This window comes from Coprococcus sp. AF16-5, assembly GCF_003479365.1.
Taxonomy (GTDB): Bacteria; Bacillota; Clostridia; order Lachnospirales; family Lachnospiraceae; genus Coprococcus; species Coprococcus aceti.
The window spans coordinates 866,570-891,287 of record NZ_QUGZ01000001.1 but is presented as its reverse complement, the minus strand read 5'-3'; the positions used below and the strand labels follow the sequence as shown (position 1 = coordinate 891,287).

20 protein-coding genes and 1 riboswitch are annotated in these 24,718 nt (G+C 45.0%); of the genes, 18 read left to right on the top strand and 2 right to left on the bottom strand.

All coding sequences use genetic code 11. The features are described 5' to 3' along the window. Positions 1 to 53: 53 nt before the first annotated feature. Positions 54 to 500 carry an NfeD family protein gene (locus tag DWW70_RS03935; protein WP_015533182.1) on the bottom strand — a complete coding sequence of 149 codons (447 nt, stop codon included), beginning with the start codon at positions 498 to 500 and terminating at the stop codon, positions 54 to 56. Between the two features lie 264 nt (positions 501 to 764). On the opposite strand from DWW70_RS03935, the gene DWW70_RS03930 reads away from it, so the two are divergent. Next, on the top strand, positions 765 to 2,414 hold the full coding sequence (locus DWW70_RS03930; RefSeq protein WP_243017649.1) for an AI-2E family transporter: 1,650 nt from the start codon (positions 765 to 767) through the stop codon (positions 2,412 to 2,414). Between the two features lie 70 nt (positions 2,415 to 2,484). On the opposite strand, the gene DWW70_RS03925 is transcribed toward DWW70_RS03930, so the two are convergent. Then, a complete protein-coding gene (locus DWW70_RS03925; protein ID WP_015533181.1) occupies positions 2,485 to 2,670 on the bottom strand; it encodes a DUF4250 domain-containing protein in 186 nt (61 codons plus the stop codon). Between the two features lie 169 nt (positions 2,671 to 2,839). Between DWW70_RS03925 and DWW70_RS03920 the strand changes: the two genes are divergently transcribed. From DWW70_RS03920 to DWW70_RS03840, 17 genes are all read left to right on the top strand, one after another. After that, the gene (locus tag DWW70_RS03920; RefSeq protein ID WP_055223825.1) at positions 2,840 to 4,495 is read left to right on the top strand and encodes a putative polysaccharide biosynthesis protein; all 1,656 of its coding nucleotides are present in this window, start codon (positions 2,840 to 2,842) and stop codon (positions 4,493 to 4,495) included. 134 nt (positions 4,496 to 4,629) lie between these two features. Next, entirely contained in the window at positions 4,630 to 5,268 is a 639-nt protein-coding gene (locus tag DWW70_RS03915; protein WP_118016710.1) for a chromate transporter, read from the top strand. Then, the gene (locus tag DWW70_RS03910) at positions 5,268 to 5,840 is read left to right on the top strand and encodes a chromate transporter (protein ID WP_118016709.1); all 573 of its coding nucleotides are present in this window, start codon (positions 5,268 to 5,270) and stop codon (positions 5,838 to 5,840) included. Before DWW70_RS03915 ends, DWW70_RS03910 begins: the two co-directional genes overlap by 1 nt. 88 nt (positions 5,841 to 5,928) lie before the next feature. Continuing rightward, positions 5,929 to 6,363 carry a hypothetical protein gene (locus DWW70_RS03905; protein ID WP_118016708.1) on the top strand — a complete coding sequence of 145 codons (435 nt, stop codon included), beginning with the start codon at positions 5,929 to 5,931 and terminating at the stop codon, positions 6,361 to 6,363. Between the two features lie 209 nt (positions 6,364 to 6,572). After that, positions 6,573 to 7,022 carry a MarR family winged helix-turn-helix transcriptional regulator gene (locus DWW70_RS03900; protein ID WP_118016707.1) on the top strand — a complete coding sequence of 150 codons (450 nt, stop codon included), beginning with the start codon at positions 6,573 to 6,575 and terminating at the stop codon, positions 7,020 to 7,022. Next, positions 7,019 to 8,368 carry an MATE family efflux transporter gene (locus DWW70_RS03895; protein WP_118016706.1) on the top strand — a complete coding sequence of 450 codons (1,350 nt, stop codon included), beginning with the start codon at positions 7,019 to 7,021 and terminating at the stop codon, positions 8,366 to 8,368. The genes DWW70_RS03900 and DWW70_RS03895 overlap by 4 nt, the downstream gene beginning before the upstream one ends. Before the next feature lie 89 nt (positions 8,369 to 8,457). Next, positions 8,458 to 8,560: riboswitch (cyclic di-GMP riboswitch) on the top strand. A gap of 170 nt (positions 8,561 to 8,730) precedes the next feature. Then, positions 8,731 to 11,946 carry a response regulator gene (locus DWW70_RS03890; RefSeq protein ID WP_330416292.1) on the top strand — a complete coding sequence of 1,072 codons (3,216 nt, stop codon included), beginning with the start codon at positions 8,731 to 8,733 and terminating at the stop codon, positions 11,944 to 11,946. A gap of 256 nt (positions 11,947 to 12,202) precedes the next feature. Further along, on the top strand, positions 12,203 to 13,300 hold the full coding sequence (ychF, locus tag DWW70_RS03885) for a redox-regulated ATPase YchF (RefSeq protein WP_055223899.1): 1,098 nt from the start codon (positions 12,203 to 12,205) through the stop codon (positions 13,298 to 13,300). A 108-nt stretch (positions 13,301 to 13,408) separates the two neighbouring features. Next, positions 13,409 to 14,518: a prolipoprotein diacylglyceryl transferase gene (lgt, locus tag DWW70_RS03880; RefSeq protein WP_118649253.1), complete on the top strand. Its 1,110-nt coding sequence runs from the start codon at positions 13,409 to 13,411 to the stop codon at positions 14,516 to 14,518. Positions 14,519 to 14,836: 318 nt separating this feature from the next. After that, on the top strand, positions 14,837 to 15,289 hold the full coding sequence (mraZ, locus tag DWW70_RS03875; RefSeq protein WP_015533171.1) for a division/cell wall cluster transcriptional repressor MraZ: 453 nt from the start codon (positions 14,837 to 14,839) through the stop codon (positions 15,287 to 15,289). A gap of 19 nt (positions 15,290 to 15,308) precedes the next feature. After that, entirely contained in the window at positions 15,309 to 16,244 is a 936-nt protein-coding gene (gene rsmH / locus DWW70_RS03870) for a 16S rRNA (cytosine(1402)-N(4))-methyltransferase RsmH (protein WP_015533170.1), read from the top strand. A 27-nt stretch (positions 16,245 to 16,271) separates the two neighbouring features. Then, a complete protein-coding gene (locus tag DWW70_RS03865) occupies positions 16,272 to 16,847 on the top strand; it encodes a hypothetical protein (RefSeq protein WP_015533169.1) in 576 nt (191 codons plus the stop codon). Positions 16,848 to 16,884: 37 nt separating this feature from the next. Beyond that, a complete protein-coding gene (locus DWW70_RS03860; RefSeq protein WP_118649252.1) occupies positions 16,885 to 19,185 on the top strand; it encodes a peptidoglycan D,D-transpeptidase FtsI family protein in 2,301 nt (766 codons plus the stop codon). Between the two features lie 189 nt (positions 19,186 to 19,374). Beyond that, entirely contained in the window at positions 19,375 to 21,120 is a 1,746-nt protein-coding gene (locus DWW70_RS03855) for a peptidoglycan D,D-transpeptidase FtsI family protein (protein WP_118649339.1), read from the top strand. Between the two features lie 70 nt (positions 21,121 to 21,190). Then, entirely contained in the window at positions 21,191 to 22,150 is a 960-nt protein-coding gene (gene mraY / locus DWW70_RS03850; RefSeq protein WP_118016703.1) for a phospho-N-acetylmuramoyl-pentapeptide-transferase, read from the top strand. Between the two features lie 46 nt (positions 22,151 to 22,196). Beyond that, positions 22,197 to 23,558, top strand: coding sequence for a UDP-N-acetylmuramoyl-L-alanine--D-glutamate ligase (gene murD / locus DWW70_RS03845; protein ID WP_015533166.1), 1,362 nt, complete (start codon positions 22,197 to 22,199; stop codon positions 23,556 to 23,558). 5 nt (positions 23,559 to 23,563) lie between these two features. After that, positions 23,564 to 24,709, top strand: coding sequence for an FtsW/RodA/SpoVE family cell cycle protein (locus tag DWW70_RS03840; protein WP_118016701.1), 1,146 nt, complete (start codon positions 23,564 to 23,566; stop codon positions 24,707 to 24,709). Positions 24,710 to 24,718 lie beyond the last annotated feature (9 nt).

Genomic DNA, 24,718 nt, shown 5'->3' with positions numbered 1-24,718 from the left:
AATAATCTCCTTAATTAAAAATGTGTGTGTCTTAAGCTGATAAGCCCTTAGCTTTATATTGCCGGCTTTCCTGCCTTTTCTACGATTGCTTTGACTCCGGATATCTCGTCGATCACGACCTCGGTTCCGGTTTCAATGGTATCGCCATGTTTGGATCTTGCTGTCCACTCAACTCCGTTGATCAAGACCTGACCGGTGGACTTGAGATTGTCTATGTCAGCAGATACGATAACGTGTTTGCCGATAAGACTTTCTACGTTTGTCTTCACCAGTTGGTTGTCAAGATGCTTCTTGGCAATCGGTCTTGTCGTGAAGAAAAGAATAGTGGTGACAACAAGAAATGCAACGATCTGTAGTGGCAGCGATCCGCTGAAAAAAGCGATGATCATTGCCACCAGGGCTCCTCCACATGCCCAGATGGTTGTAAGTCCAAGCGATATGATCTCAGCAATGAGACATACGGCAAATATGATAAGCCAGGTTGCAATCTCCCAATTCATATAGAACACCTCCCTCGTTTAGGAAATCCTGGTATGCGATACTTTTCGCATTTGCCCTTGGCTAGTTCTCATTTTACTAAAAAACAGTAGGGTAAACAACATAAATTTTCTGAACATACTATCCCCTAAAGTGCATTATATGCACGAATTATAAAATTTATGAGATTAAGTGATAAATGTATGGTTAATTTTGCGTAAGCTGTATTGAACAGGTTTGGAAAAACTAATATAATAAACACATGCTAAAGAATGGGAGAGAAGAAGTTGGCTGTTAATAATAAGAAGAAAAGAATTCTCAACATAAGTCTGGCGGTCATAGGAATAATCGTTGTCGGACTCCTTTTTAATAAGATACTGGAGCAATGGTCGGGATTTCGTGCGATACTTGACAAGATATCGAGTGCATTTGCACCGATCATAGTGGGCGCAGTCATTGCGTTTCTCATGAACCCGATACTTGTTTTTTTCGACAGATTATTTCATACGATATTCCAGGAGAGAGTCATATCGGATAAGAAAAAATTGTTCAAGGTTTCGAGAACTTTGTCGGTTATTTTAACTACCATAGTGTTCCTTGGAATCATAACCGGAATAGTGTGGCTGGTGGTTCCTCAGCTCTACGACAGTATCAAGCAGCTTGTGGGCAACATGGATACCTATTATTCCAACCTTCAGACGATGGTGGAGAATATAAATGAGAAGTTCCAGAAGCTCAATATACCTGAGGATCAGATCAACAAGTATATGAACAATGCATATCTCAAGGTTCAGGATATGCTGAATACCAAGATCATGCCAAATGTGGACAAGATCGTGGTGAACATAGGAAGTGGAGTGTTCTCAGGACTTAAGTTCCTGTACAATTTCCTTATAGGCATTGTTGCTTCGATATATGTGATGGCAAACAAGGAATATCTTGCTTCAAGGGGAAAGAAGATAATATATGCGGTATTCAAGGTGAAGAATGCAAATACTATCCTTGACGGACTTTCAGAGATGAACAGGATATTTGGTCAGTTTATAAACGGAAAGATACTTGATTCACTTATTATAGGAATGATCATGTTCATAGTATCAACGATACTCAATCTGCCATATGCGGTTCTGATAAGTGTTATCGTTGGAGTGACAAATGTCATACCGTTCTTCGGACCTATCATAGGAGCTGTGCCATGTTTCTTCATCGTGCTCATTGCAGATCCTATAAAGAGTCTTGTGCTGCTCATTGTTATACTTGTACTGCAGCAGTTTGATGGAAATATCCTCGGACCGAAGATCATCGGAGATACCACAGGACTTTCAAGCTTCTGGGTGCTCACAGCGGTCATAGTTGGCGGCGGTTTGTTCGGATTCTTTGGAATGCTTCTCGGAGTTCCTGTATTTGCCTGCTGTTACATGTACATCAACAGGACATGCACTGCAAAGCTGCAGGAGAAGAATCTTGCGTTCAAGACATCCGAGTATGAGAAGATTCGCAGGATAGATGAGGAGACGGGAGAGCCGATATATATAACTGAGGAAGAAGAGGATATAAGGTTCAAGAAGAAGACGCCGGAGCAGAAGCTTGCAGAGCGTGAGAACAAAAGGAAGCTCAAGCAGAAGCAGCATATGCTTCAGTACCCATCAGATCTTCCAGATGATGAATATGTGAAGTCTGGCACTGCGCATGCAGATGATCAGTCTCAGGATGACGATGATTCAGATGATGATCCTATCAGTATATTTGATAAATTCATGCATGTTATGAAGAGCGTGGCCAGCAGGGCGGACGCTGAAAAGCTTGCAAATAATATAGTAGGAAGTGATGCAGAGCCTGATAAGGAAGCTGACAGCAAAGATGACGCTGAAGAAGTTGGAAATGGTCAGGCAAAACCGGAGAGTGATAAAAAAATTTCCGGGAATCAGGAGAAATAAAACATAATATCAGCACGGGGAAAGCAGATGCTGTCCCTGTCTGACAAAAGAGAAAAGAACAGATTTGCTTTTACACAAATCTGTTCTTTTCTGCATCGTATGAATAGTCGATGGATGCGAGCTTACTCTTGATATCATCTGCATTTACACATAGTGAGCTGCAGAGCTCGTCAAGACTTGGATAGTCATCTCTGAGCTTCGTGTTGATGAAGCTGAGAAGCACCATAGGATCCTTTGGAAGTGAAGAGTATTCCATTGTTAAAGTTCCTCCTTGTGGTATATTTGGTCATAATATGCATCGTGTTTATAAATATTATGGTTGAATTAACTGCATAAAATTGGTATATATATAGTTTGTGATATATATCAAAGATACAAATTGAATTTTACAACAGTGATTTAGAAATGGCAATAAGGAGTTAGATATGAGTACAAATACCGGTACGGCAAAGAAAGGAAAGCTATCAGGAAAGGGAAGTAATCTGGCGCTTCAGGCAGGAATCCTGGCGGGAGCCGGAATCGTGTCGAGGATCATCGGCCTTCTGTACAGATCACCTCTGTATCAGATACTTGGAGATGAGGGAAATGGATATTATGGTTCAGCGTATGCAATATACGCCATGGTCATAATGATCGCCACATACAGTATTCCTACAGCAGTGTCGAAGCTTGTTGCCGGTAAGATAGCTATGGGACAGTACAAGAGTGCCAGACGTATATACTACTGTACATTTATATATGTAGTCATAGCGGGTGCTGTGGCGGCACTGATCACGTACTTTGGAGCCGAATGGTTTGTAAGTGACCAGCCAAATGCAGTCTTAAGTCTTAAGATACTTGCCCCTACTATATTTATATCGGGCTTTCTTGCAATATTCAGAGGATATCTGCAGGCGTACAACACGATGGTGCCTACATCTATATCACAGATCATAGAGCAGCTTGCAAATGCAGTAGTCAGTATCGTCGCTGCGTATATGCTTGCAAAGCCATTTGCCGCTGGAACAACCGAGCATGCAAAGTATGGTTCTGCCGGAAGTGCCATGGGTACAGGTGCCGGAGTCCTTGGAGGATTGATATTCATACTGTTCGCTTATGCGAGAAGAAGAAAGGGTATCATGGAGTCTGTGAAGAACGATACAAGTCCTGACACGGAATCCTATGGAAAGCTGTTCAGAATAATCATCGCCACAGTCACACCTATCGTGGTGGCAGCAGTGGTGTATAACGTGCTCACACCTATAGACATGAAGGTATTCTATGTGGTCATGAAGATGAAGGGCATGGATTCCCTGGAGATGGCAAAGCTGTATGGAATTTACTCAGGACAGTATACAGTTCTCACGAACCTTCCGCTTGCCATAGCAGCTTCAGTTGGAATCGCATATATTCCGGGAATATCCGGTGCGTATGCAAGAAATGACATGCAGAAAACCAATAAACTCCTGAATCAGGCGCTCAGCATGTCCATGCTGGTCACCATACCATGTGCGGTTGGAATGGGAGTCCTGGCTAAGCCTATAATACAGCTCCTGTTCTCAGGTGCGGATCCGATGGCAGCCAAATGTATGTATCTTGGATTCATATCCATAGTGTTCTTTGCACAGTCAACTGTAACCAACAGTGTGCTTCAGGCCATGGGTAAGGTGATGGCACCGGTTATCAATGCCACCCTTGCACTGGTGATACATGTGGTGGTTCTTGTGGTTATGCTGTACTGCACAGACTGGGCACTTTATGCACTGGTATTTGGTTCGATAGTGAACTCACTGCTCATATGTATATTCAACCAGCGTTCGCTCACAAAGTACAAGACCGGCAAGATGGACAACAGGCGAATATACGTTGCACCTACTATAGCATCTATCTTCATGGGTGTTGTTACGATCATTGTATATGAGGGCTGCAGGAAGCTTCTCGGCAACTGGGTGATCGCGATGTTTGTTGCAGTATTTGTGGCGATCATATTCTATGCGGTGGCTATACTCAAAGCCGGAGGATATACGGAGGAGGAACTTCTCAATATGCCTAAGGGAGGTCTTATTGTGAGGTTTGCGAAGAAGTTCAGACTGATAAAATAAAATGTATGTATACAGATCAGGGCAGGCACTTTAAGGTGTCTGCCCCTTTTATATAAAAAATGTTTCCAAAATTTCTCGAATAGGAATATACTTGTATCTGGAACGTGAAAACGTTTTCACGAGAAAGGTATATTATGGAAAGAGGAAAAAAGAGTAGGACTCTTCTGAAGATATTCATAACAACATTATATCTGAGCGTCTTTACCTTCGGGGGTGGATACGTCATCGTTTCACTTATGAAGAAAAAGTTTGTGGATGAAAACCATTGGATAGAGCAGGACGAGATGCTGGATCTTGTGGCTATATCCCAATCGTCGCCGGGACCTATCGCAGTAAATGGAGCGATAGCGGTGGGCTATAAACTGTGCGGCATGGCAGGGGCACTGGTGGCCATAATCGGAACGATCATACCGCCATTTGTCATCATATCCATCATATCTTACTGTTACAGCGCGTTCAGGACTAACTGGGTGATCAGTGAGATGCTGGAGGGAATGCAGGCCGGTGTAGCTGCGGTCATTGCATCAGTGACATATGATATGGGAGCAGACATAGTAAAGCAGAAGGATGATCTGGGGATATTGTTTATGATAGCTGCATTTGTTGCATCCTACATATTGGAGATAAATGTCGTGTTCATAGTAATTGTCTGTGGACTTGTCGGCGTTTGCAGAGGACAGCTGGAGAAAAGAAGAGGGCATGGGCATAAAAAGACAGAGGATACTTCTGACGGAAATCCTGAAAACCATCCCGACAAAGGGGGGATGGAATAATGATCTATTTGCAGTTGTTCCTAAGTTTCTTCCAGATAGGACTCTTCAGTTTCGGCGGAGGTTATGCCGCCATGCCGCTTATACAGGGACAGGTAGTGAAGATACATGGGTGGATGACCATGTCGGAGTTCACGGATTTGATCACTATATCCCAGATGACTCCAGGCCCTATAGCGGTCAATTCGGCGACATTTGTGGGACTCCGGGTGGCTGGATATGTCGGCGCGGTGGTTGCCACGCTCGGATGTATACTTCCTTCATGTATCATAGTCACAGTCATAGTAAGACTTTATCTGAAATACCGCAAACAGGACATCCTTCAGGAACTGCTCGGAGGAATAAGACCTGCGGTTGTGGCGATGATCGCATCAGCGGGTGTTTCGATATTTGTCACGGCGGTCTGGTCTGGGATTGACATGATAAGTATCGCTGGAACTAAGTGGAATCTCGTGGTGATATTTGCGGTGAGTGTTGTTCTGCTTAGAAAATTCAAACTGAATCCTGTGTGGGTGATGCTGCTTTCCGGCGGGATGCAGGTGATCGTGGGGCTTGCTGGCAGATATCTGATATGAGTGAAAGCATATTATAATTTTAATTAAATTGTAATGTGAAGAACTTTATTATAGTATGTAAAAAGTAGATGTGGTGGGGAGTTTGCATATGAAGAAGAAAATATTGATATGTCTGGTAGTACAGCTTATATGCTGGAGCATTATGACGCTGTCTGATTACATGGAAGAGATGAATAATGACAGCAATAACCTGTTCGTTGTATTTGTGGTTCCGTCTGTATGTGTAGTTTTGTATATTATATTCAGGAGATGGATATATGATAATCAGAGAGTGAGGCTGAAAGACGTCGCCATAATATGTGTGGCGTGGTTGATCTTCGGGCTGATATTTGGACTTGGAATCAGTGTATTGGTCAACAATGAAATGTGGATAGTGCCGCAGGCTACAGGAGGATGGGAGCATCTGCTGAATGGGATCGAATATATGATGTTTTCAATGACTCTGGCGGGAATACCATTTGTGGCGGTGGTATTGATCGAATCGGTTATAGGGATAGTAAAGGTAGTTAGTAAAAAGGATTGAATAATTAAATGCTTCATCTGTGAGAGAATCAGGTGGAGCATTTTTTATGCATGGTGGCTAATGGATTACGCAGGCATATGAATAGTTTATATATCCTATCCCTTGACAAAAAGAGAAAATATGAATATACTTACCGACGATAATTACCTAAAGTAATTATAAGAAATAACAATAAAATAATATTTGATAAATTTACAGGAAGGAATGCTATGACAAAGGAAAAGATAAAACAGGTGATGGATGCCTGCTATCAAGCTAAGAGAGTCAGAGATATGATGCCAAAGCTGCCAAATGGAGTCACACCGACTCATATACATTATCTTGATGTGATAACGAGATTTGAGAGGTCTGAGACTGAGGTAAAGGTCAGTGATATAAGTGATGAGCTGGGGCTCCCAAGACCGGGCGTGACAAAGACGATAAAGGATATGGAACGCTTGGGATTTGTTGAAAAGAAGGCTTCAGAGGCGGATGGACGTTTTGTGTATATCAGGAGCACTCAGGCTGGCAGAGATCTGGTTTGCAAATATGTTGATGAGTATTTCACAGGACTGGGGGAGTCTCTTACCGATATCACAGATGAAGATGCAGATATTATGATAGCGACCATTGAAAAAATTTATGATGTTATGAGCAAAAGGAGTCAAGACATAAGATGAGTGTACAGGATAAAACAGATTTTACACAGGGAAGTATAATTAGAAAAATGCTCCCATTCATGGGACCGATTCTTGGAGCACTGATACTTCAGGCTGCATATGGTGCGGTTGATCTGCTGGTGGTTGGAAGATTCGGTTCGACGGCGGGACTTTCAGCCGTATCTACAGGCAGCCAGGTTCTCAATCTGGTTACATTTGTGATAATAGCACTTGCTATGGGTGTCACAGTGCTTATTGCCAGATATATAGGCGAGAAGAACACGGATCAGATAGGAGAGCTTCTCGGAGGTGCCACGACCATATTTGCAATACTTGCGGTGGTGCTGGCAGTTGTCATGGTGACGTTTGCAAGACCTTTGTCAGTGTTGATGCAGGCACCGGCTGAGGCGGTCACTCTTACATCGTCGTATGTGAGGATATGCGGAGGCGGAATATTTTTCATTATGGCCTACAATGTGCTCACCGCGATATTCAGAGGTTTTGGAGACAGCAAATCACCTCTTATATTTGTGTTTGTGGCATGTATAGTAAATGTTATCGGTGACCTTATCCTGGTTGCGGGATGTCATCTTGACGCTGCGGGTGCAGCCATAGCAACAGTGGTTGCCCAGGCGGTTAGTGTTGTCCTAGCGCTTGTGCTGCTGAAGAAGAAAAAGCTTCCATTTAAGATATCAAGAAAAGATTTCAGATTAAACAGACAGTGCAGAAGATTGCTCTCAGTTGGGCTTCCGCTGGCGATGCAGGAATTTCTCACGCAGATGTCATTTCTGGCGCTGTGTGCATTTATCAACAGACTTGGCCTGGAGGCATCATCAGGATATGGCGTTGCCTGCAAGATAGTCAGCTTTGCCATGCTGGTACCAAGCTCGCTTATGCAGTCCATGGCTTCATTTGTATCGCAGAATGTTGGAGCTGGAAAAGAGGACAGAGCGAGAAAAGCGATGCTTACCGGTATGGGCATAGGACTATCTGTAGGCGTGGTGGTATTCATTGGCGTGTGGTTCTTTGGTGACAAATTGACATCGATCTTTACCACTGACGCGGCTGTTATACAGAGGGGCTTCGAGTACCTGAGGGGCTTTGCACCTGAGACTATACTCACCGCGGTGCTGTTCAGCATGATAGGATATTTCAATGGACATGAGAAGTCACTGTGGGTCATGATACAGGGACTTATCCAGACATTGGTCGTTAGACTGCCTCTTGCCTATTACATGAGTATACAGCCGGATGCGAGCCTTACAAATATAGGACTTGCAGCGCCGATAGCCACATGTGTCGGCATCGTGCTCAACGTCATATTCTACATCGTTATGTCAAAGAAGTGGAAAACGGAAAAGACCTGAAAATAATTAAATAAATGCTTGACAAATAAAACAAATGATTATAATACTTTAATCAGAAAATTGTAATCTATATGAAAAGAATTTGAAAAATAAATATTTAGTAAACCCGTTGAAAAGCGGTGACACAAAGCCATATGGGTCTAAGGTCTGAAAACAGAGAACTGTTTCGGACTATGACAGCCGGTTGCAGTATAATTTCCCTGTTGGAACTAGTATGTATAAAGAGGAGTATAATTATATTTATTAAAAGCGACTGTCGGAGTGTATTCTTTGACAGTCGCTTTTTGTGTGATCCGAGCGCTTAAGATGTGTTAACTGAAATGTATTTATCATGTTATCAGAGAGGAAAGCGTGTAGTTAGAATGAATGATGAGAGAGTGTATGGTGAGGCTGGGGGCCTGGGTAATGCATCCATGATCGGAGAAGAGGCTTCGCGGACAATACAGAGAACGATAAATAACAACAATGCCGTTGGAACGATCATCGGCTATTATGATGACGAACTGACGATACTGTCGGTCAGTGATTTCATGCTGTATAACCTTGGTTACAGCTATGAGGAATTCCAGCGATGTACAGGAGGATCACTCAGGTCTGTGTTCTATGGAGAGAATACAAGTTTTCTGGACGCAGATCATTTACGCCAGATTAGAGGACTTGGAGAGGGGGAGATGCTGACAAGTGACGGAACCCCGGTGACTGTCAGGATATTCAAGGAGGATTCCGTGGACAGGGATGGAACGCCTGTATGGATAATGTCCGCAAGGCTTGACTGGGAGCATGAGAATGTGACTCTCATCAATGGCGCAATGAAGTCAGGTATGTGGTACTTTGATTTTGATGAGACTGGAGATCTGCAGGAAGTATATTGGAGCCATGCGTTCAGAACTATGCTGGGATATCACGACATCATAGATTTCCCGAATGACATATCTTCATGGACAAGACTGCTTCATCCGGCCGATAAGGACCGGGTATTGGACAGCCTGAAGGCTGTGGTCACTGATAAGACAAATGCATATAAATACGATGTGGAGTACAGGCTGCGGATGCTGGATGGAGATTATCAGTGGTTCCGTGCAAAGGCAGAGGTGATAAGGCGTACAGATGGCACAGCCCGCAGGATAACAGGTACATTTATAAATATTAACGTGGAGAAGGATCTGGAGATGCAGCAGAAGAGGGCAGCTGCTTTCCACAATGCCTTTACGAAGACCAATCTGTGTGAGTATTACGTGAATCTTGAGGAGAATACATTTGACTCCATGAAGGTTGAGCCGTCGCTTATGACCATCTTTGAGAGCAGCGATACATGGGATGAACTTATATCGGCATTTATAGACAATTACGTGTGCGAGGAGTTCAGGCATGAGGTTGCCAGGTTCTACGACAGAAGATATATAGCCAGAAGGCTTGGTGAGTGTGACGGGGAGCTGAGTCTGGAATGTGGCATCACTATACATGGAGAGAAGCACTGGACGAGGAATGTCATTCTCCGTGGAGATCGTGAGCAATCGCAGTATGCGATCATATTCCTGAGGGATATCACCGCGGCAAAACGGGAGGCTGAGATACACAGGCAGATGTCTGCGGACAATGAAGCTATGGGGCATCTCCTTCAGAGTGTCACAAGACTGGTGGATCATTTCGCTATATGCGATCTGGAAAATGACACATATGAATATTTCATGATAAATATAAAATCGGATTATCCGCCAGAGGGACGTTATAGTGATCTGATAAGGCGTGTAGAGAGCAGATATAAGACACTGCCTCCTGCTGATTCACTGACAGATCTGCTGAAGCCTGAGAATCTGAGAAATAACCTCACAAAGGCATCGGATGTGTATAAGTTTGAGTATTGCAATATGGAAGAGGAATGCTACAGGAGTGCGTCATTTGTGCCTATCGAGTGGAAGAAAGGTGTACTTACCAGAGTGCTGTGGGCATCCATGGATATAACTCAGGAGAAGAAGCAGGAAATTAAGGGACGCAAGGCTCTTAAGGACGCGTATCAGGCCGCGGAGAGGGCGAACAGAGCGAAGACCGAATTCCTCACGAATATGTCGCATGACATAAGAACACCTATGAATGCGATAGTTGGCCTGACGGCTATTGCGGGAGCCAACATAGATCGTCCGGATAAGGTGCTTGAATGCCTGGGCAAGACAACCAGAGCCAGCAGACATTTGTTGGGATTGGTCAATGAAGTCCTCGATATGGCACGTATAGAGAGCGGGAGAATATCCCTGGCCGAGGAGGAGTTTAATCTCTCAGAGCTTGTGGACAATCTCATCTCCATGGCGAAATCAGAGATGGATGAGCACCATCACAGCCTTGAGGTGAATATAAAAAACATCGAGCATGAGGACGTATATGTCGACACACTGAGGATACAGCAGGTGTTTATGAACCTTATGAGCAACTCCGTCAAATATACCCCGGATGGAGGACATATAGTATTCTCCATCGAGGAGCGGCCAAACGGCCAGTCGGAGCTTGGATGTTATGTGTTCAGCATAGAGGATGATGGCATTGGCATGGATGAGGATTTCCAGAAGATCATGTTCCAGCCATTTACCCGTGCTGATGATAACAGGACTACGAAGATCCAGGGCACAGGTCTTGGAATGGCGATCACACAGAATATAGTAAACATGATGAATGGCAATATTCAGGTTGACAGTGTCCTGAACAGGGGCACGAAGATCACAGTCACCATATTCCTAAGGCTTAAGGAGAGGGAGATCGACCAGATAAAGGAGCTGGCAGATCTGCCTGTGCTGGTGGTGGATGATGATGAGTTATGCTGTGAGAGTACGGTTCAGACTCTGGGTGAGATAGGAATTGCCGGAGAGTGGGTAACCTCGGGTGAGGAGGCTGTCGCCAGAGCATATGCAAGGCATGAGAGAAATGATGATTACTTTGCGATCATTATGGACTGGAAGATGCCAAAGATGGACGGCATTGAGGCAACGAGACGTATAAGAGAGCGTATTGGCAGGGATGTGACCATCATAGTGCTCACTTCATATGATTACAGTGAGATAGAGGATGAGGCAAGGGCAGCAGGTGTGGATGCATTTATTGCAAAGCCGTTGTTCCGTTCACGTCTTACGGCAACACTGGTTCGCATAGTGAATGAGAAAACGGATGGTTCCGCCAGGGATTACCTGAAGAATATCAAAAGATCTGATTATTCGGACAGGAGAGTCCTTCTTGTGGAGGACAATGATCTGAACAGTGAGATCGCATCGGAGATCATAGGAATGACGGGAGCCAGTGTGGAGATCGTTGAGAATGGCAGGGAGGCTGTGGAGAGGATAGAGAATGCCTCCGAGAACTGGTATGACATAGTGTTTATGGATGTTCAGATGCCGGTCATGAATGGGTATGAGGCCACCGCCGCTATAAGAGCACTGCCTGGAAGAAGAGGCCAGATTCCTATCATAGCCATGACCGCAAATGCATTTGCTGAGGATGTGCAGCTTGCAAAGAACACGGGGATGGATGAACACATAGCGAAACCGCTTGATTTTGAAAAATTGAACACAGTGATGGAGAAATATCTGAACTGATAAAATGTAGCAGCCAGCCGGGGGTGAACCCCGGCTGGCTGTTGTAGTTTTGAAGGAGGCACTGGGTAAAAAATAGTTATGGGATTCCGATAATAATTATAAACATTGAAATTAAGCCACGGGTGTAGTACAATTACCGTGCTATTGGGGCTTTTTGCGCCCTGAAAACAGATGGTACACTAAATGGTACACCATATAATCGGCAAAGTCAGAATATCAAGCAAAATCAAGGCTTTAAGAAAGGAAAATAGAAAAAATGAAATTAGGTATCGTAGGACTCCCAAACGTGGGAAAAAGTACACTTTTCAATTCACTTACAAAGGCAGGCGCGGAATCAGCTAACTATCCGTTCTGTACAATAGATCCAAACGTAGGAATCGTTGCAGTGCCAGATGAGAGACTGGACAAGCTCACAGAGATGTACAACTCAGCCAAGACAACACCTGCTGTTATAGAATTTGTAGATATAGCGGGCCTTGTAAAGGGTGCATCAAAGGGTGAAGGACTTGGAAACCAGTTCCTTGCAAATATCAGAGAGGTTGATGCCATAGTTCACGTTGTAAGATGCTTTGAGGATACAAATGTCATCCACGTTGACGGTTCCGTAGACCCGATCAGAGATATAGAGACCATCAATCTGGAACTGATCTTCTCAGATATAGAGGTGCTCGACAGAAGGATCGCCAAGACCATCAGAGGTGCAAGAAATGACAAGATGCTTGCGAAGGAGCTTGACTTCCAGCAGAGGATCAAGGCTCACCTTGAGGATGGTAAGCTTGCAAAGACCATAGAGGTCGCAGATGAGGACGAGCAGGCGTGGATAGAGGAATATAACCTTCTCACATGGAAGCCTGTAATATTTGCCGCAAATGTAGGCGAGGAAGACATTGCGGACGATGGCGCTTCAAATGAGAACGTGCAGAAGGTAAAGGAATACGCAAAGGACTTCGATGCAGAGGTATTTGTAGTATGTGCACAGATAGAACAGGAGCTGGCAGAGCTTGATGATGAGGAGAAGAAGATGTTTCTCGAGGATCTTGGAGTAAAAGAGTCTGGTCTTGACAAGCTTATCAAGGCAAGCTACTCACTTCTTGGTCTTATCAGTTATCTGACAGCCGGAGAGACAGAGTCAAGGGCATGGACCATCAAGAAGGGAACGAAGGCACCTGGAGCAGCTGGTAAGATTCACTCAGACTTTGAGAGAGGATTTATCAAGGCGGAGGTTGTCAGCTACAAGGATCTCATGGACTGCGGAAGCATGCTTGCTGCCAAGGAGAAGGGCCTTGTAAGACAGGAAGGCAAGGAGTACGTTGTTGAGGACGGAGATGTGATTCTCTTTAAGTTTAATGTATAGAAATTTACGTGGTAAATTTCGTTGAATGATGTATTAGAAAAGTGGCAGCTGCCTTTCTGCAATATGGAGAGTTGGCTGCTACAAGTATATTTTATAAGGTGGAATAATATGGCTCAGATAGCTGAATATTTTAGAAGTATATTTTTCCCGAATCTGGGAATAACACTCAGAAATGTGGGAGACCACATAAGTATAGGAAATTTTGAGATAAGGTTCTACGGGATCATCATCATGATAGGATTCCTGCTGGCATATGTACTCGTCACAAACGAGGCAAAGAGAACAAAACAGAATCCGGAAATGTATCTGGATTTCATACTTATACTTATCATCCCGGCCATACTTGGAGCAAGACTCTACTATATCCTGTTCAGACTTGACCAGTATATAGTGCAGGGCGATGTGGGAGCTACACTCAAAGCCATGCTGAATATCAGAGGTGGCGGACTTGCCATATACGGCGGAATCATTGCAGGAGTCATCACAGCGGTAATCTTCTGCAAGGTGAGAAAAGTCAGCTTTGTACTCATGGCGGATACAGCCACTTTTGGAATACTGATCGGACAGATACTTGGAAGATTTGGAAACTTCTTCAACAGAGAAGCATTTGGCGCATATACGAACAGTAAGATGGCCATGGCGATTCCGCTTGATTACTACAGATCTGATGGCAATCTTGACTATCTGGAGAGAACCGGTGTCATCACACAGAAGATGCTGGATAATGTGGTGAATATAGACGGCATGGATTGCATAACGGTCCATCCGACATTCCTGTATGAGTCCTTATGGAATCTTATGCTGCTTGTGTTCTTATTTATATATAGAAAGCACAAGAAATTCAAAGGAGAGTTCGCTCTTATATATGTGGGAGGATACGGACTCGGAAGATTTATCGTCGAAGGTCTCAGAAGTGATTCCCTGATGATCGGCAATACAGGGATCAAGGTATCCCAGGCGCTTGCACTTGTATGCTTTGTAACTGCCGTGGTACTGCTTGTCATAAATTATGTAAGATGTGCCAAGCGTGGCTGGCCTGTTGCAGTTATGGGAGACGCCGCTGGCACAGAAGTGAAGATTAGTGGCGAATGTGATCCTGCGGATACAGAAGTGGAGACCAGTGGTGAAGCAGACGCTGCCGGTACAGAAGTGGAGACCAGTGGTGGATCAGATGACGCTGGAGAAAAAAAGAAAGATGACAAAGATGCCACAAAATAGCATTTCATCGCAGAAAAAGTGGCAATAAAAATAATATAACAGGGAGACAATACAGATAAATACCCACAAGGTGGAGATATCCCCCACGAAATGGGAAAAAACTGGGATTTGTCCCCACCACAAAAAGCCTGTAGGTTTGACAGTGAAAACTGTTAGATCTACAGGCTTTTTTGCGTATTTGCACACACTTTTTTCATATAACAGGGTTGCAATTTGGGGGGCTATAGTATAGAATAGTGGTTACAAGTGGCATTACTGTGCAACTAAGTGGTGGAAAGTGGTGATTGAACCGGAGTTATACGAAAGGAGGAGATCGGGATGTCCAGATGCTTATCAGGTGAATATGAACATAAGCTTGATGCAAAAGGAAGACTGATCATGCCATTAAAACTTCGTTCGGAACTCGGGGAGTCATTCATGGTAACCAAAGGAATCGACTGCTGTCTCTATGTATATGGAATGACAGAGTGGGAGGAGTTCGTTGAGAAGCTGAACAAGCTTCCTATGACCAACAGAACGGCCAGAGCCTTCAAGAGAGGTTTCCTTGCCGGAGCGGTCAAGTGTGAGCCGGATGCACAGGGAAGAATACTTCTATCTCCGAAGCAGAGAGAATATGCTCATATAGACAAGGATGTGTATGTCATCGGTAACGGTGAGAAAGCGGAGATCTGGAGCAAGGAAGAGTGGGATGGCCCTGAGAACATGAGTGATAATCAGGCCAGCATGGACGAGCTTGCAGATGAGCTTGATGCACTTGATTTTAGTTTTTAGAAGAGAATGGTAATTGATTATGGAATTTGCGCACAAGTCGGTCTTGCTTGAGGAGACCATCGACAACCTGAATATCAAGCCGGATGGCATCTATGTGGATGGCACATTAGGGGGAGCCGGACACTCAGAGCAGATTGTGAAGAGGCTTGGTGAGGGCGGCAGGCTTATAGGTATCGACCAGGATGAGGATGCCATAGCTGCAGCGTCGAAGAGACTTGAGCCGTATGGGGATAAGGTGACCATAGTCAGGGATAATTACCAGAATTTCAGAAGAATATTGGATGAACTGAACATACAGAAGGTGGACGGGATACTCCTTGATCTGGGAGTGTCTTCATATCAACTCGATAATGCGGATAGAGGATTCACATATCGGGTTGATGCTCCACTGGATATGAGGATGGACAACAGGCAGACAAAGACTGCAAAGGATATAGTCAATGATTATTCCGAGGCTGAGCTGTTCCGTATACTTAAGGATTACGGAGAGGAGAGATATGCAAAGAGTATTGCATATCATATATGCAAGTATCGTGAGAACAAGGTGATAGAGACCACCGAAGAGCTCAACGATATAATCCGTGGCTCCATACCGGCAAAGGCAAGGAATGGACAGGGACATCCGTCCAAGCAGACATTTCAGGCGATCAGGATAGAGCTTAACAGAGAGCTTGATGTGCTCAGGGATTCAATAGACGGCATGATAGCAAGCCTGAATCCGGGAGGAAGATTGTGTATCATCACATTTCATTCCCTTGAGGACCGGATAGTGAAGCTAGCATTCAGGAAAAATGAAAATCCATGCATTTGTCCACCGAACTTTCCGGTGTGCACATGCGGAAGAAAGCCTCTCGGCAAGGTGATAACGAGGAAACCGATCATACCGGGAGAAAGGGAGCTTGAGGAGAATTCCAGATCAAAGAGCTCAAAGCTCAGAGTGTTTGAGGCAATTTGACAGATATAAATGAAAGAGGCGATATAGATGGCAGATAGAAGATACTACACAGAGGGTAGTTCTGCAAGACAACTGAATTATGATGACCGGGCTGGACGTAACAGATCCCGCGAAGCTGTAGTCAGAGGCTCAGCCGCTCCGGCGAGAAGACCACAGCCTTCAGTGAGACCTGAGAGAGCTCCACAGCCGGCGCGAAGAAAGAAACAGGGATCATCTCATCTGACTGACAGAGAGAGACGAGAGCTTGCAGCCAGAAAGGCACAGAGAAAGGCAGTTACAAATGCACAAATAAGATATACGGCGGGCATGGTTGCTGCGATAATCGTTGCGGTGGCGCTGTGCTGTTATCTTCTGAAACTTACATCAGATGTCAAGTCACAGAAGGAGTCAGTGGCAACGCTGAAGAGCCAGGTGGCAACACAGCTTGACGAGAATGCAAGCTACAGCGCAGGACTTGATTCCATGACAGATCTGGATGAGATATATAATATTGCAACTACTAAGCTCGGCATGGTATACTCACAGCCGGGACAAACATTATACTATTCACAGAATAATGATGATTACGTAGTACAGTACAAGGATGTCCCTAAGGCCAAGTAGTCTTAGGGATATTTAATTTTTAAGGTGGAAAGATAAAATGTCAAAGAGATCAAAGCTATTTTTAAAAGGAATGAGAAGAAAGACCAAGATCGCATATTTGCTGGTGGTGGGAGTTCTGGTGGCACTCACCATAAGAGTTGTGTACATCAACGTGGCAAATGGAAAGGAGTATTCGGAGGCTGTGGTTCTGCAGATGGACTACAATTCCACGGATATTCCGTATGAGAGAGGCGAGATACTGGACAGAAATGGAAATGTCCTTGCAAACAGTGAGAAGACCTACAGCCTGATACTTGAGCCTGTGAATATTCTGATCACGGAGAAGGGAAAGGCGGCAACAAGAGCTGCGGTGTTGGAGTATTTCGATGTGTCAGGAGACGATTTTGACAAGCACATTGCAAATGAGGATTCTTATTATGAGGTAGTCCTCAAGGATCTTCCATATACAAAGGTTAAGGCATTTGAGGATTACTGTAAGACCGATGAGGGCGCAGATGTCATAGGAGTGAGATTCGAGACGGTGTATAAGAGAAATTACCCAAATGGATCTCTGGCGTGTCACCTGCTCGGATACACCGCCAGCGGAAATGTTGGACAGGGTGGTATTGAGGGCTATTATAATGACTACTTAAACGGTGTGGATGGCAAGACTTACAGATATATGTCGGGATTAGGCGGCGTTGACTCGGAGACTGTGGCAGCCCAGAATGGTGAGACAGTAGTATCCACCATAGATATGAATATACAGAAGATTATAGAGGACAACATCACTGAGTATATGCAGAATACAGGTGCTAAGCAGATAGGTATCATAGCAATGGATCCAAACAATGGCGAGATACTTGGAATGGCAAGCTCACGTACCTACGATCCAAATGACCCGATGAACACACAGGCGCTCAGGAACATGACAGTCACCGTCACCCAGGAGGTTGAGATCGAGGGTGCAGATGAGAATGCGGACAGCCTGATAAGCGTTGAGAGTGCAAAGAAAAATACAACAGCAACAACGGAGAGCAGTGAGGATGGCACTACCACAGAATCATCCACAGAAGCGACCACCGAACAGAAGAAGAATGTAAAGACTGAGGAAGTGGAATACGATTTCTCAAAGATGTCGGATGAAGAGTTCCATAGCACGATAGATGGATTTACATCAGACCAGTTATATGAGGCACTCAACTATGTATGGCAGAATTACTGTATAAGTGATGTGTTTGAGCCGGGTTCAACATACAAGGCATTTACCATAGCGGGAGCCATGGAGGATGGAGTGATCTCAGACGGAGATGAATTCCTCTGTGATGGTTCACAGGTCGTAGTCGAGGGAGAGAGCCCTATTTACTGTAGTTACAGAGCAGGACACGGAATGGTTGACGTCAAGAGAGCTCTGGCTGTTTCATGTAATGATGCATTGATGCAGATAGCGGACAAGGAGGGACCAGAGACATTTGACAAATATCAGATGATATTTAACATTGGTTCCAAGACAGGAATAGATCTCGAAGGTGAGACGACAGGTATTAAGTACGATGTGGAGAATCTTAATCCTACAGAGCTTGCGACATCTTCATTTGGACAGGGTGTTACAACATCCATGATCCAGATGGCAGCGGGATTCTGTTCTGTAATAAACGGCGGAAATTATTATGTGCCACATGTTGTCAAGAGACTTCTGGATTCAGACGGAAATGTGGTTGAGAATATGGATCCGGTGCTTGTCAGAAAGACCATATCCAAGGAAGTGTCGGATTACATGAAGACATACCTCCAGGCGGTTGTTGAGGAAGGTACAGGATATGCGGCTGGAATAGAGGGCTACACCATCGGTGGTAAGACAGGTACAGCCGAGAAGCTTCCTCGAGGAAATGGAAAATACGTACTGTCATTCATAGGATTCACCCCTGTTGAGAATCCTCAGATCATGCTTTACGTTGTAGTTGATGAGCCTCATGTTGAGGATCAGTCAGGATCAGGAGCAGGAGCAAAGCTGTTCAATCAGGTTATGCAGGATCTCCTTCCATACCTGAATGTATACTCAACAAACGGAGATGATGTGGCTTATGACGGAACGGAGGAACCGCTATCATCAGCATTTGACACGGATACAGAGACTGCAGATACAGAGGCGGCAACAGAGGATGCGGCTGCTGAGGACACATCAGCGGAAGATACATCAGCGGATGATACATCGACCGACGACACATCGGCGGATGACACGTCGTATGACGATACGGCAGACGACAGTTATACGGCGGACGATACATGGGAGGATGACAGCGGAACAGGCGATGACACGGATACGTGGAGCGGTGACGAGGACTATTCCGGCGAATGATAATTTACACAGTAAACCAAAGCATCGAAGGTGCAGATACACCTCCGGTGCTTTTTTAATGCAGAGATAGATTTGTACACGAATAGGCGAATACATGAGGCATCCGGCTAATATGATAATAAAAAAGTCCGGGATCAAGAGTTGAAGGTATACAGTTATAACAGGCGGAGGATAAAGTTTGTGTTCGTTATGGCGGCCCTAGCGCTGGGAGTTATAGTTGGCCGTCTTGCATACATAATGCTCTACAGGGGAGAATACTATAGTGAGAAAGCAGATTCCCTGCATGAGAGGGAGAGAAGCATAAAAGCTCCCAGGGGAAGGATATACGACAGAAATGGCAATATCATAGCGGACAACAAGGCGGTGTGTTCAATATCCGTGATACACAGCCAGATAGAGGATGAGGCGGAGGTCACAGAGCTTCTTACAAGATATCTGGATAAGGATCCGGCAGACATCAGGAAGAAGGTGGAGAAGGTATCCTCAAGGGAGCTCATAGCGTCAAATGTAGACAAGGAGACCGGAAAAAAGATCAAGGCGGCTGCTGTTCCGGGGATCAAGGTGGACGAGGATTACAAGCGCAGCTATCCATATGATACCCTTGCATCGAAGGTTATAGGCTTCACCGGTGCTGACAATCAGGGAATACTGGGCCTTGAGGTGACATATGACAGTGTGCTCACAGGGACAAATGGAAGCATAAATGCGGTCACGGATGCAAGGGGAATAGAGCTTGCGGAATATTCAGAAACCAGGACAGAGCCCATTTCCGGAAATGATCTCGTGACAACACTGGATCTCAATATACAGAGATATGTGACACAGGCTGCAGAGAAAGTCCTGATCGAGAAAAAAGCAAACAGGGTGTGTGCAATAACGATCAATCCCCAAAATGGCGAGATATATGCCATGGTGGATGTGCCGGAATACAATCTGAACGAACCGTTCAAACTGGTTAAGCCAGAGAACGATGGAGAGACAGACACAAGGGAAGATGCAGAGAGGAATAACAGCGCATCCGGGACATCCATGTTGCTGCCTACAGCCGGCAATATGGATGAGCTGAACAATATGTGGAGAAATTATCTGATAAGCGACACATATGAGCCGGGATCAACCGCCAAGATAATAACACTGACGGCAGCACTCGAGAAAGGAGCGGTCGACAGCAACTCAAACTTTTTCTGCCCGGGATATAAGATAGTTGAGGACAGAAGGATAAGGTGCAGCAAGACCACGGGCCATGGAAGCCAGAGCCTTAAGGAGGCGCTCATGAATTCCTGCAATCCGGCGTTTATGGAGATAGGAGAGAGAACAGGTGTGGATGGCATGTACGAGTATTATCACAAGCTGGGATTGTTCAGTCAGAGCGGAATAGACCTTCCCGGAGAGGCAAACTCCATCATGCATAAGAAGGAAACTGTCGGGCCGGTAGAGCTTGCCACCATGTCGTTTGGACAGTCATTCCAGGTGACTCCGATACAGTTCATATCTGCAGTGTGCACGGTTGTGAATGGAGGGCATACGGTAACTCCACATTTGGGAAAAAGGATAATAGACAGCAGTAAAGAAACTATTACAGCCATTGAATTTGACGAGCAGAGACAGGTTATAGATGAGGGGACATCACAGAAGATGCGGGAGATGCTTGAGGCAGTCGTTGCCGAGGGCGGCGGATCAAAGTGTGCCATAGAGGGCTGCAGGATAGGCGGAAAGACCGCCACGAGTGAGAAACTTCCCAGAGGAACAGGCAGATACATATCTTCTTTTATAGGATTTGCGCCGGCGGATGATCCTCAAGTCCTGACGGTCGTGCTAATAGATGAGCCCGAGGGCACATATTATGGAGGAACCATAGCGGCCCCTGTTGTGAGAGATATTTTTTTGAATATTCTTCCCTATTTGGGAATTGACAAAGCCACAAATGAGTATTAAATTTATCTCAGTCTGAAAACAGTTTAAGAAATACATAGTCCGCGGTGTGCGGGCAGGTAAGGAGTACAAAATGAATTTAGATTTAAAGATTGTTTTACCGGTAGTGATAGCATTCTGTATCAGCGTGGTGCTGTGCCCTATAGTTATACCGTTCCTGAAGAAGCTCAAGTTCGGTCAGTTTGTCAGGGATGACGGCCCACAGGCACATTTGAAGAAGGCCGGAACACCAACCATGGGTGGACTTATAATCCTTCTGTCACTTACGATCACGACGCTTATCTATATGAAGAAATATCCGGATGTCCTTCCGGTGCTTTTTGTGACACTTGGATTTGGACTTATCGGATTTATCGATGATTACATCAAAGTTGTTATGAAGAGATCAATGGGACTTCACGCATGGCAGAAGATGCTCGGACAGATTGTCGTTACGGGAGTATTTGCATATTATGTAGAGAAGTATTCAGATATCAACAATGAGCTTATAATACCATTCCTTGGCAAGACGGTTCAGCTCAACAGCACACTCTATGTGATACTGTTGTTCTTCATCGTGCTTGGAACAGTTAATGGCGCGAACTTCACAGATGGACTTGACGGACTTGCGTCATCAGTCACGGTTCTCATAGCCACATTCTTTGCGGTTGTAGCAGTGGGAACAGGCTCAGGTGTTGCTCCGGTTGCCTGCGCAGCGGTTGGATGTCTTCTTGGCTTCCTTGTGTACAATGTGTACCCTGCAAAGGTATTCATGGGAGACACAGGTTCTCTGGCGCTCGGTGGATTTGTTGCATCAACAGCGTATATGCTCAAGATGCCTATATTCATAGTTATAATAGCTTTCATATACTTCATTGAAGTATTATCAGTTATAATACAGGTTGTTTCATTCAAGCTTACAGGCAAGAGAGTGTTCAGAATGGCACCTATACATCATCATTTTGAGCTCGGGGGATGGCCTGAGTCAAAGGTCGTTGCTATATTTTCTATAGTGACTGCAGTCCTCTGTGTGGTAGGTTTACTGGCTCTGTAATGTAGAAAGGAGAAAATGGTGCAGTGGTGCACCATGGTGAAATGATATGGAGATCAATACAGCGATAGTAGCAGGAACAGGAAAGAGTGGAATCAGTGCAACCAAGCTTCTGGTAAATCATGGAGTAAAGGTTTATCTGTTCGATGAGAACAAGGACAGAGATATAGAGGCGATAAAGGAGAAGACAGGCGATTCAGAGCTTGTTCAGATAGAACTCGGTGAGCTTGGAGAGGATGCCCTCTCATCATCACAGCTCATGGTCATCAGTCCGGGAATCCCTGTTGATGCGCCATTTACAGATGTGGTGAGAAATGCGGGAATACCTATCTGGAGTGAGATAGAGCTGGCATACCATTATGGTAAGGGTAAGATAGCAGCCATAACAGGAACAAACGGCAAGACTACAACTACAGCCCTTGTGGGAGAGATAGTCAAGGCACACAATGCCAAGACCATCGTTGTGGGAAATATTGGAATACCTTACACAGAGCTGTGCGACACAACAGACGATGATTCAGATACAGTTGCAGAGATAAGCAGTTTCCAGCTTGAGACGGTTATAGATTTTCATCCGAATGTCAGTGCAATACTCAACCTGACTCCGGATCATCTGAACAGGCACTATACATTTGAGAATTATGGAAATGTAAAGTTTTCAATAACAAAGAATCAGACCATGGATGATGTGACAGTCCTCAACTATGATGATGAGCATACACGCGCCATGGGAGAGAAGGCAAAGGATCATTGCCATGTAGTATATTTCAGCAGACTGGAGAAGCCGGCCGGTGGAGTATATGTAGAGGATGGGGATATCATCCTCGAGGATGGCGATAAGAAGATCAATGTACTTGCCATTAAGGATCTTAAGCTCATGGGAGCTCACAATGTTGAGAATGTTCTGGCAGCAGTTGGAATATCATATTATATGGGAGTCCCTGTTGATGTTATCAGAGATGTTGCAACATCATTCAAGGCTGTTGCTCATAGAATAGAATATGTTGACACCGTCGATGGTGTCGCATACTACAATGATTCAAAGGGAACAAACCCTGATGCAGCCATAAAGGGAATACAGGCCATGGTGGCTCCTACATTCCTCATAGGTGGAGGCTACGACAAGGGTTCTGAGTACGACGAGTGGATAGAGGCGTTTGACGGCAAGGTAAAGTGGCTCGTTCTCATAGGCCAGACTGCGCAGAAGATAGCTGACTGTGCCAAGAGACATGGATTTAACTCAATTATATTTGAGGAGAATCTTCAGGATGCGGTAGCATATTGCCATGAGAATGCGGTTGACGGAGATGCGGTGCTTCTCTCACCTGCATGTGCAAGCTGGGGACAGTTTGACAACTACGAGCAGAGAGGCGATATGTTCAAGGAGTATGTAAGAAGCTATAAGGAGTGATCTGATTGCATGGAGGTCCTGAGGTTTCAGAAGATAGAGTGAGAGATGCACGAAAACGGTGTCCGGGAGGATATGTGGATGTGACCATGCTCCTGGCGCTGGGGATGATTCTGATATTTGGGCTTGCCATGATATACAGTACGAGCAGTTATAGGGCGTACGACCTGTACGGAGATCAGATGTACTTTTTTAAAAGACAGGCACTTTATATGTTGCTGGCGATCCTCGCCATGTACATAGTGTCAAGATATGACTACAGGCGACTGCTCAGGCTGTCTGCGGTCATTTTGCTGTCATCACTTGTTCTTCAGGTGGTGGTGCTGATAATAGGAACGGCCAGCCATGGGTCAGCAAGATGGATATATATTGGACCTATAGGATTTCAGCCATCAGAATATGCCAAGACGGCGATCATAATCTACACCTCGGCGAGGACTGCCGTGGAGAGCAAAAATCTGTGCAGACCGGGCTGCCTTATAAAGGTAATGATCCTGCCCGTGATCACCATAGCCCTGATCGGTGTGGAGAATCTCAGCACGGCTATAATCTGTTTTGCAATCCTTTTTGTAATATTGTTTGTGGGAAGCCCCAGGGTCAGACATTTTGTTCTGATCGGTATATTTGGTGTTGTCGGGAGTGTGCTTTTCATAATGTTCGCAGGCTACAGGGCGAACAGAGTCAAGATATGGCTTGATCCTGAGAATTACGCAGATGGCTATCAGACGGTTCAGTCGTTATATGCCGTTGGTTCCGGTGGACTGTTTGGAGTGGGCTTTGGGAGAAGTGTCCAAAAGATGGGGTTTATTCCGGAGTCACATAATGATATGATATTCTCAGTCGTGTGTGAGGAGCTCGGAATTGTCGGAGCGGCATTTATACTTATCGTTTTTCTTATATTACTTAGGCGGATGGCTGTGACGGCCATGAATGCCAGAGACAGATTTGGAAGCATGCTCACAGCGGGAGTGATGGCACATGTGGCGGTCCAACTGCTGATAAATGTGAGTGTTGTCACGAATACCATTCCGCCGACAGGTGTGCCGATGCCATTTGTCAGTTATGGCGGAAGTTCGATAATTTTCATTCTGATGGAGATGGGGATAGTGATGTCCGTATCCAGAGGAATTTCGTATGACGAAACAGACATATGACAGATCCTT

What these genes read in the sequence shown, in the direction of transcription:
- DWW70_RS03935 (WP_015533182.1), bottom strand. Translation starts at nt 500, where the DNA reads ATGAATTGGGAGATTGCAACCTGGCTTATCATATTTGCCGTATGTCTC.
- DWW70_RS03925 (WP_015533181.1), bottom strand. Translation starts at nt 2,670, where the DNA reads ATGGAATACTCTTCACTTCCAAAGGATCCTATGGTGCTTCTCAGCTTC.
- DWW70_RS03920 (WP_055223825.1), top strand. Translation starts at nt 2,840, where the DNA reads ATGAGTACAAATACCGGTACGGCAAAGAAAGGAAAGCTATCAGGAAAG.
- DWW70_RS03915 (WP_118016710.1), top strand. Translation starts at nt 4,630, where the DNA reads ATGGAAAGAGGAAAAAAGAGTAGGACTCTTCTGAAGATATTCATAACA.
- DWW70_RS03910 (WP_118016709.1), top strand. Translation starts at nt 5,268, where the DNA reads ATGATCTATTTGCAGTTGTTCCTAAGTTTCTTCCAGATAGGACTCTTC.
- DWW70_RS03905 (WP_118016708.1), top strand. Translation starts at nt 5,929, where the DNA reads ATGAAGAAGAAAATATTGATATGTCTGGTAGTACAGCTTATATGCTGG.
- DWW70_RS03900 (WP_118016707.1), top strand. Translation starts at nt 6,573, where the DNA reads ATGACAAAGGAAAAGATAAAACAGGTGATGGATGCCTGCTATCAAGCT.
- DWW70_RS03895 (WP_118016706.1), top strand. Translation starts at nt 7,019, where the DNA reads ATGAGTGTACAGGATAAAACAGATTTTACACAGGGAAGTATAATTAGA.
- DWW70_RS03890 (WP_330416292.1), top strand. Translation starts at nt 8,731, where the DNA reads ATGAATGATGAGAGAGTGTATGGTGAGGCTGGGGGCCTGGGTAATGCA.
- ychF (WP_055223899.1), top strand. Translation starts at nt 12,203, where the DNA reads ATGAAATTAGGTATCGTAGGACTCCCAAACGTGGGAAAAAGTACACTT.
- lgt (WP_118649253.1), top strand. Translation starts at nt 13,409, where the DNA reads ATGGCTCAGATAGCTGAATATTTTAGAAGTATATTTTTCCCGAATCTG.
- mraZ (WP_015533171.1), top strand. Translation starts at nt 14,837, where the DNA reads ATGTCCAGATGCTTATCAGGTGAATATGAACATAAGCTTGATGCAAAA.
- rsmH (WP_015533170.1), top strand. Translation starts at nt 15,309, where the DNA reads ATGGAATTTGCGCACAAGTCGGTCTTGCTTGAGGAGACCATCGACAAC.
- DWW70_RS03865 (WP_015533169.1), top strand. Translation starts at nt 16,272, where the DNA reads ATGGCAGATAGAAGATACTACACAGAGGGTAGTTCTGCAAGACAACTG.
- DWW70_RS03860 (WP_118649252.1), top strand. Translation starts at nt 16,885, where the DNA reads ATGTCAAAGAGATCAAAGCTATTTTTAAAAGGAATGAGAAGAAAGACC.
- DWW70_RS03855 (WP_118649339.1), top strand. Translation starts at nt 19,375, where the DNA reads ATGGCGGCCCTAGCGCTGGGAGTTATAGTTGGCCGTCTTGCATACATA.
- mraY (WP_118016703.1), top strand. Translation starts at nt 21,191, where the DNA reads ATGAATTTAGATTTAAAGATTGTTTTACCGGTAGTGATAGCATTCTGT.
- murD (WP_015533166.1), top strand. Translation starts at nt 22,197, where the DNA reads ATGGAGATCAATACAGCGATAGTAGCAGGAACAGGAAAGAGTGGAATC.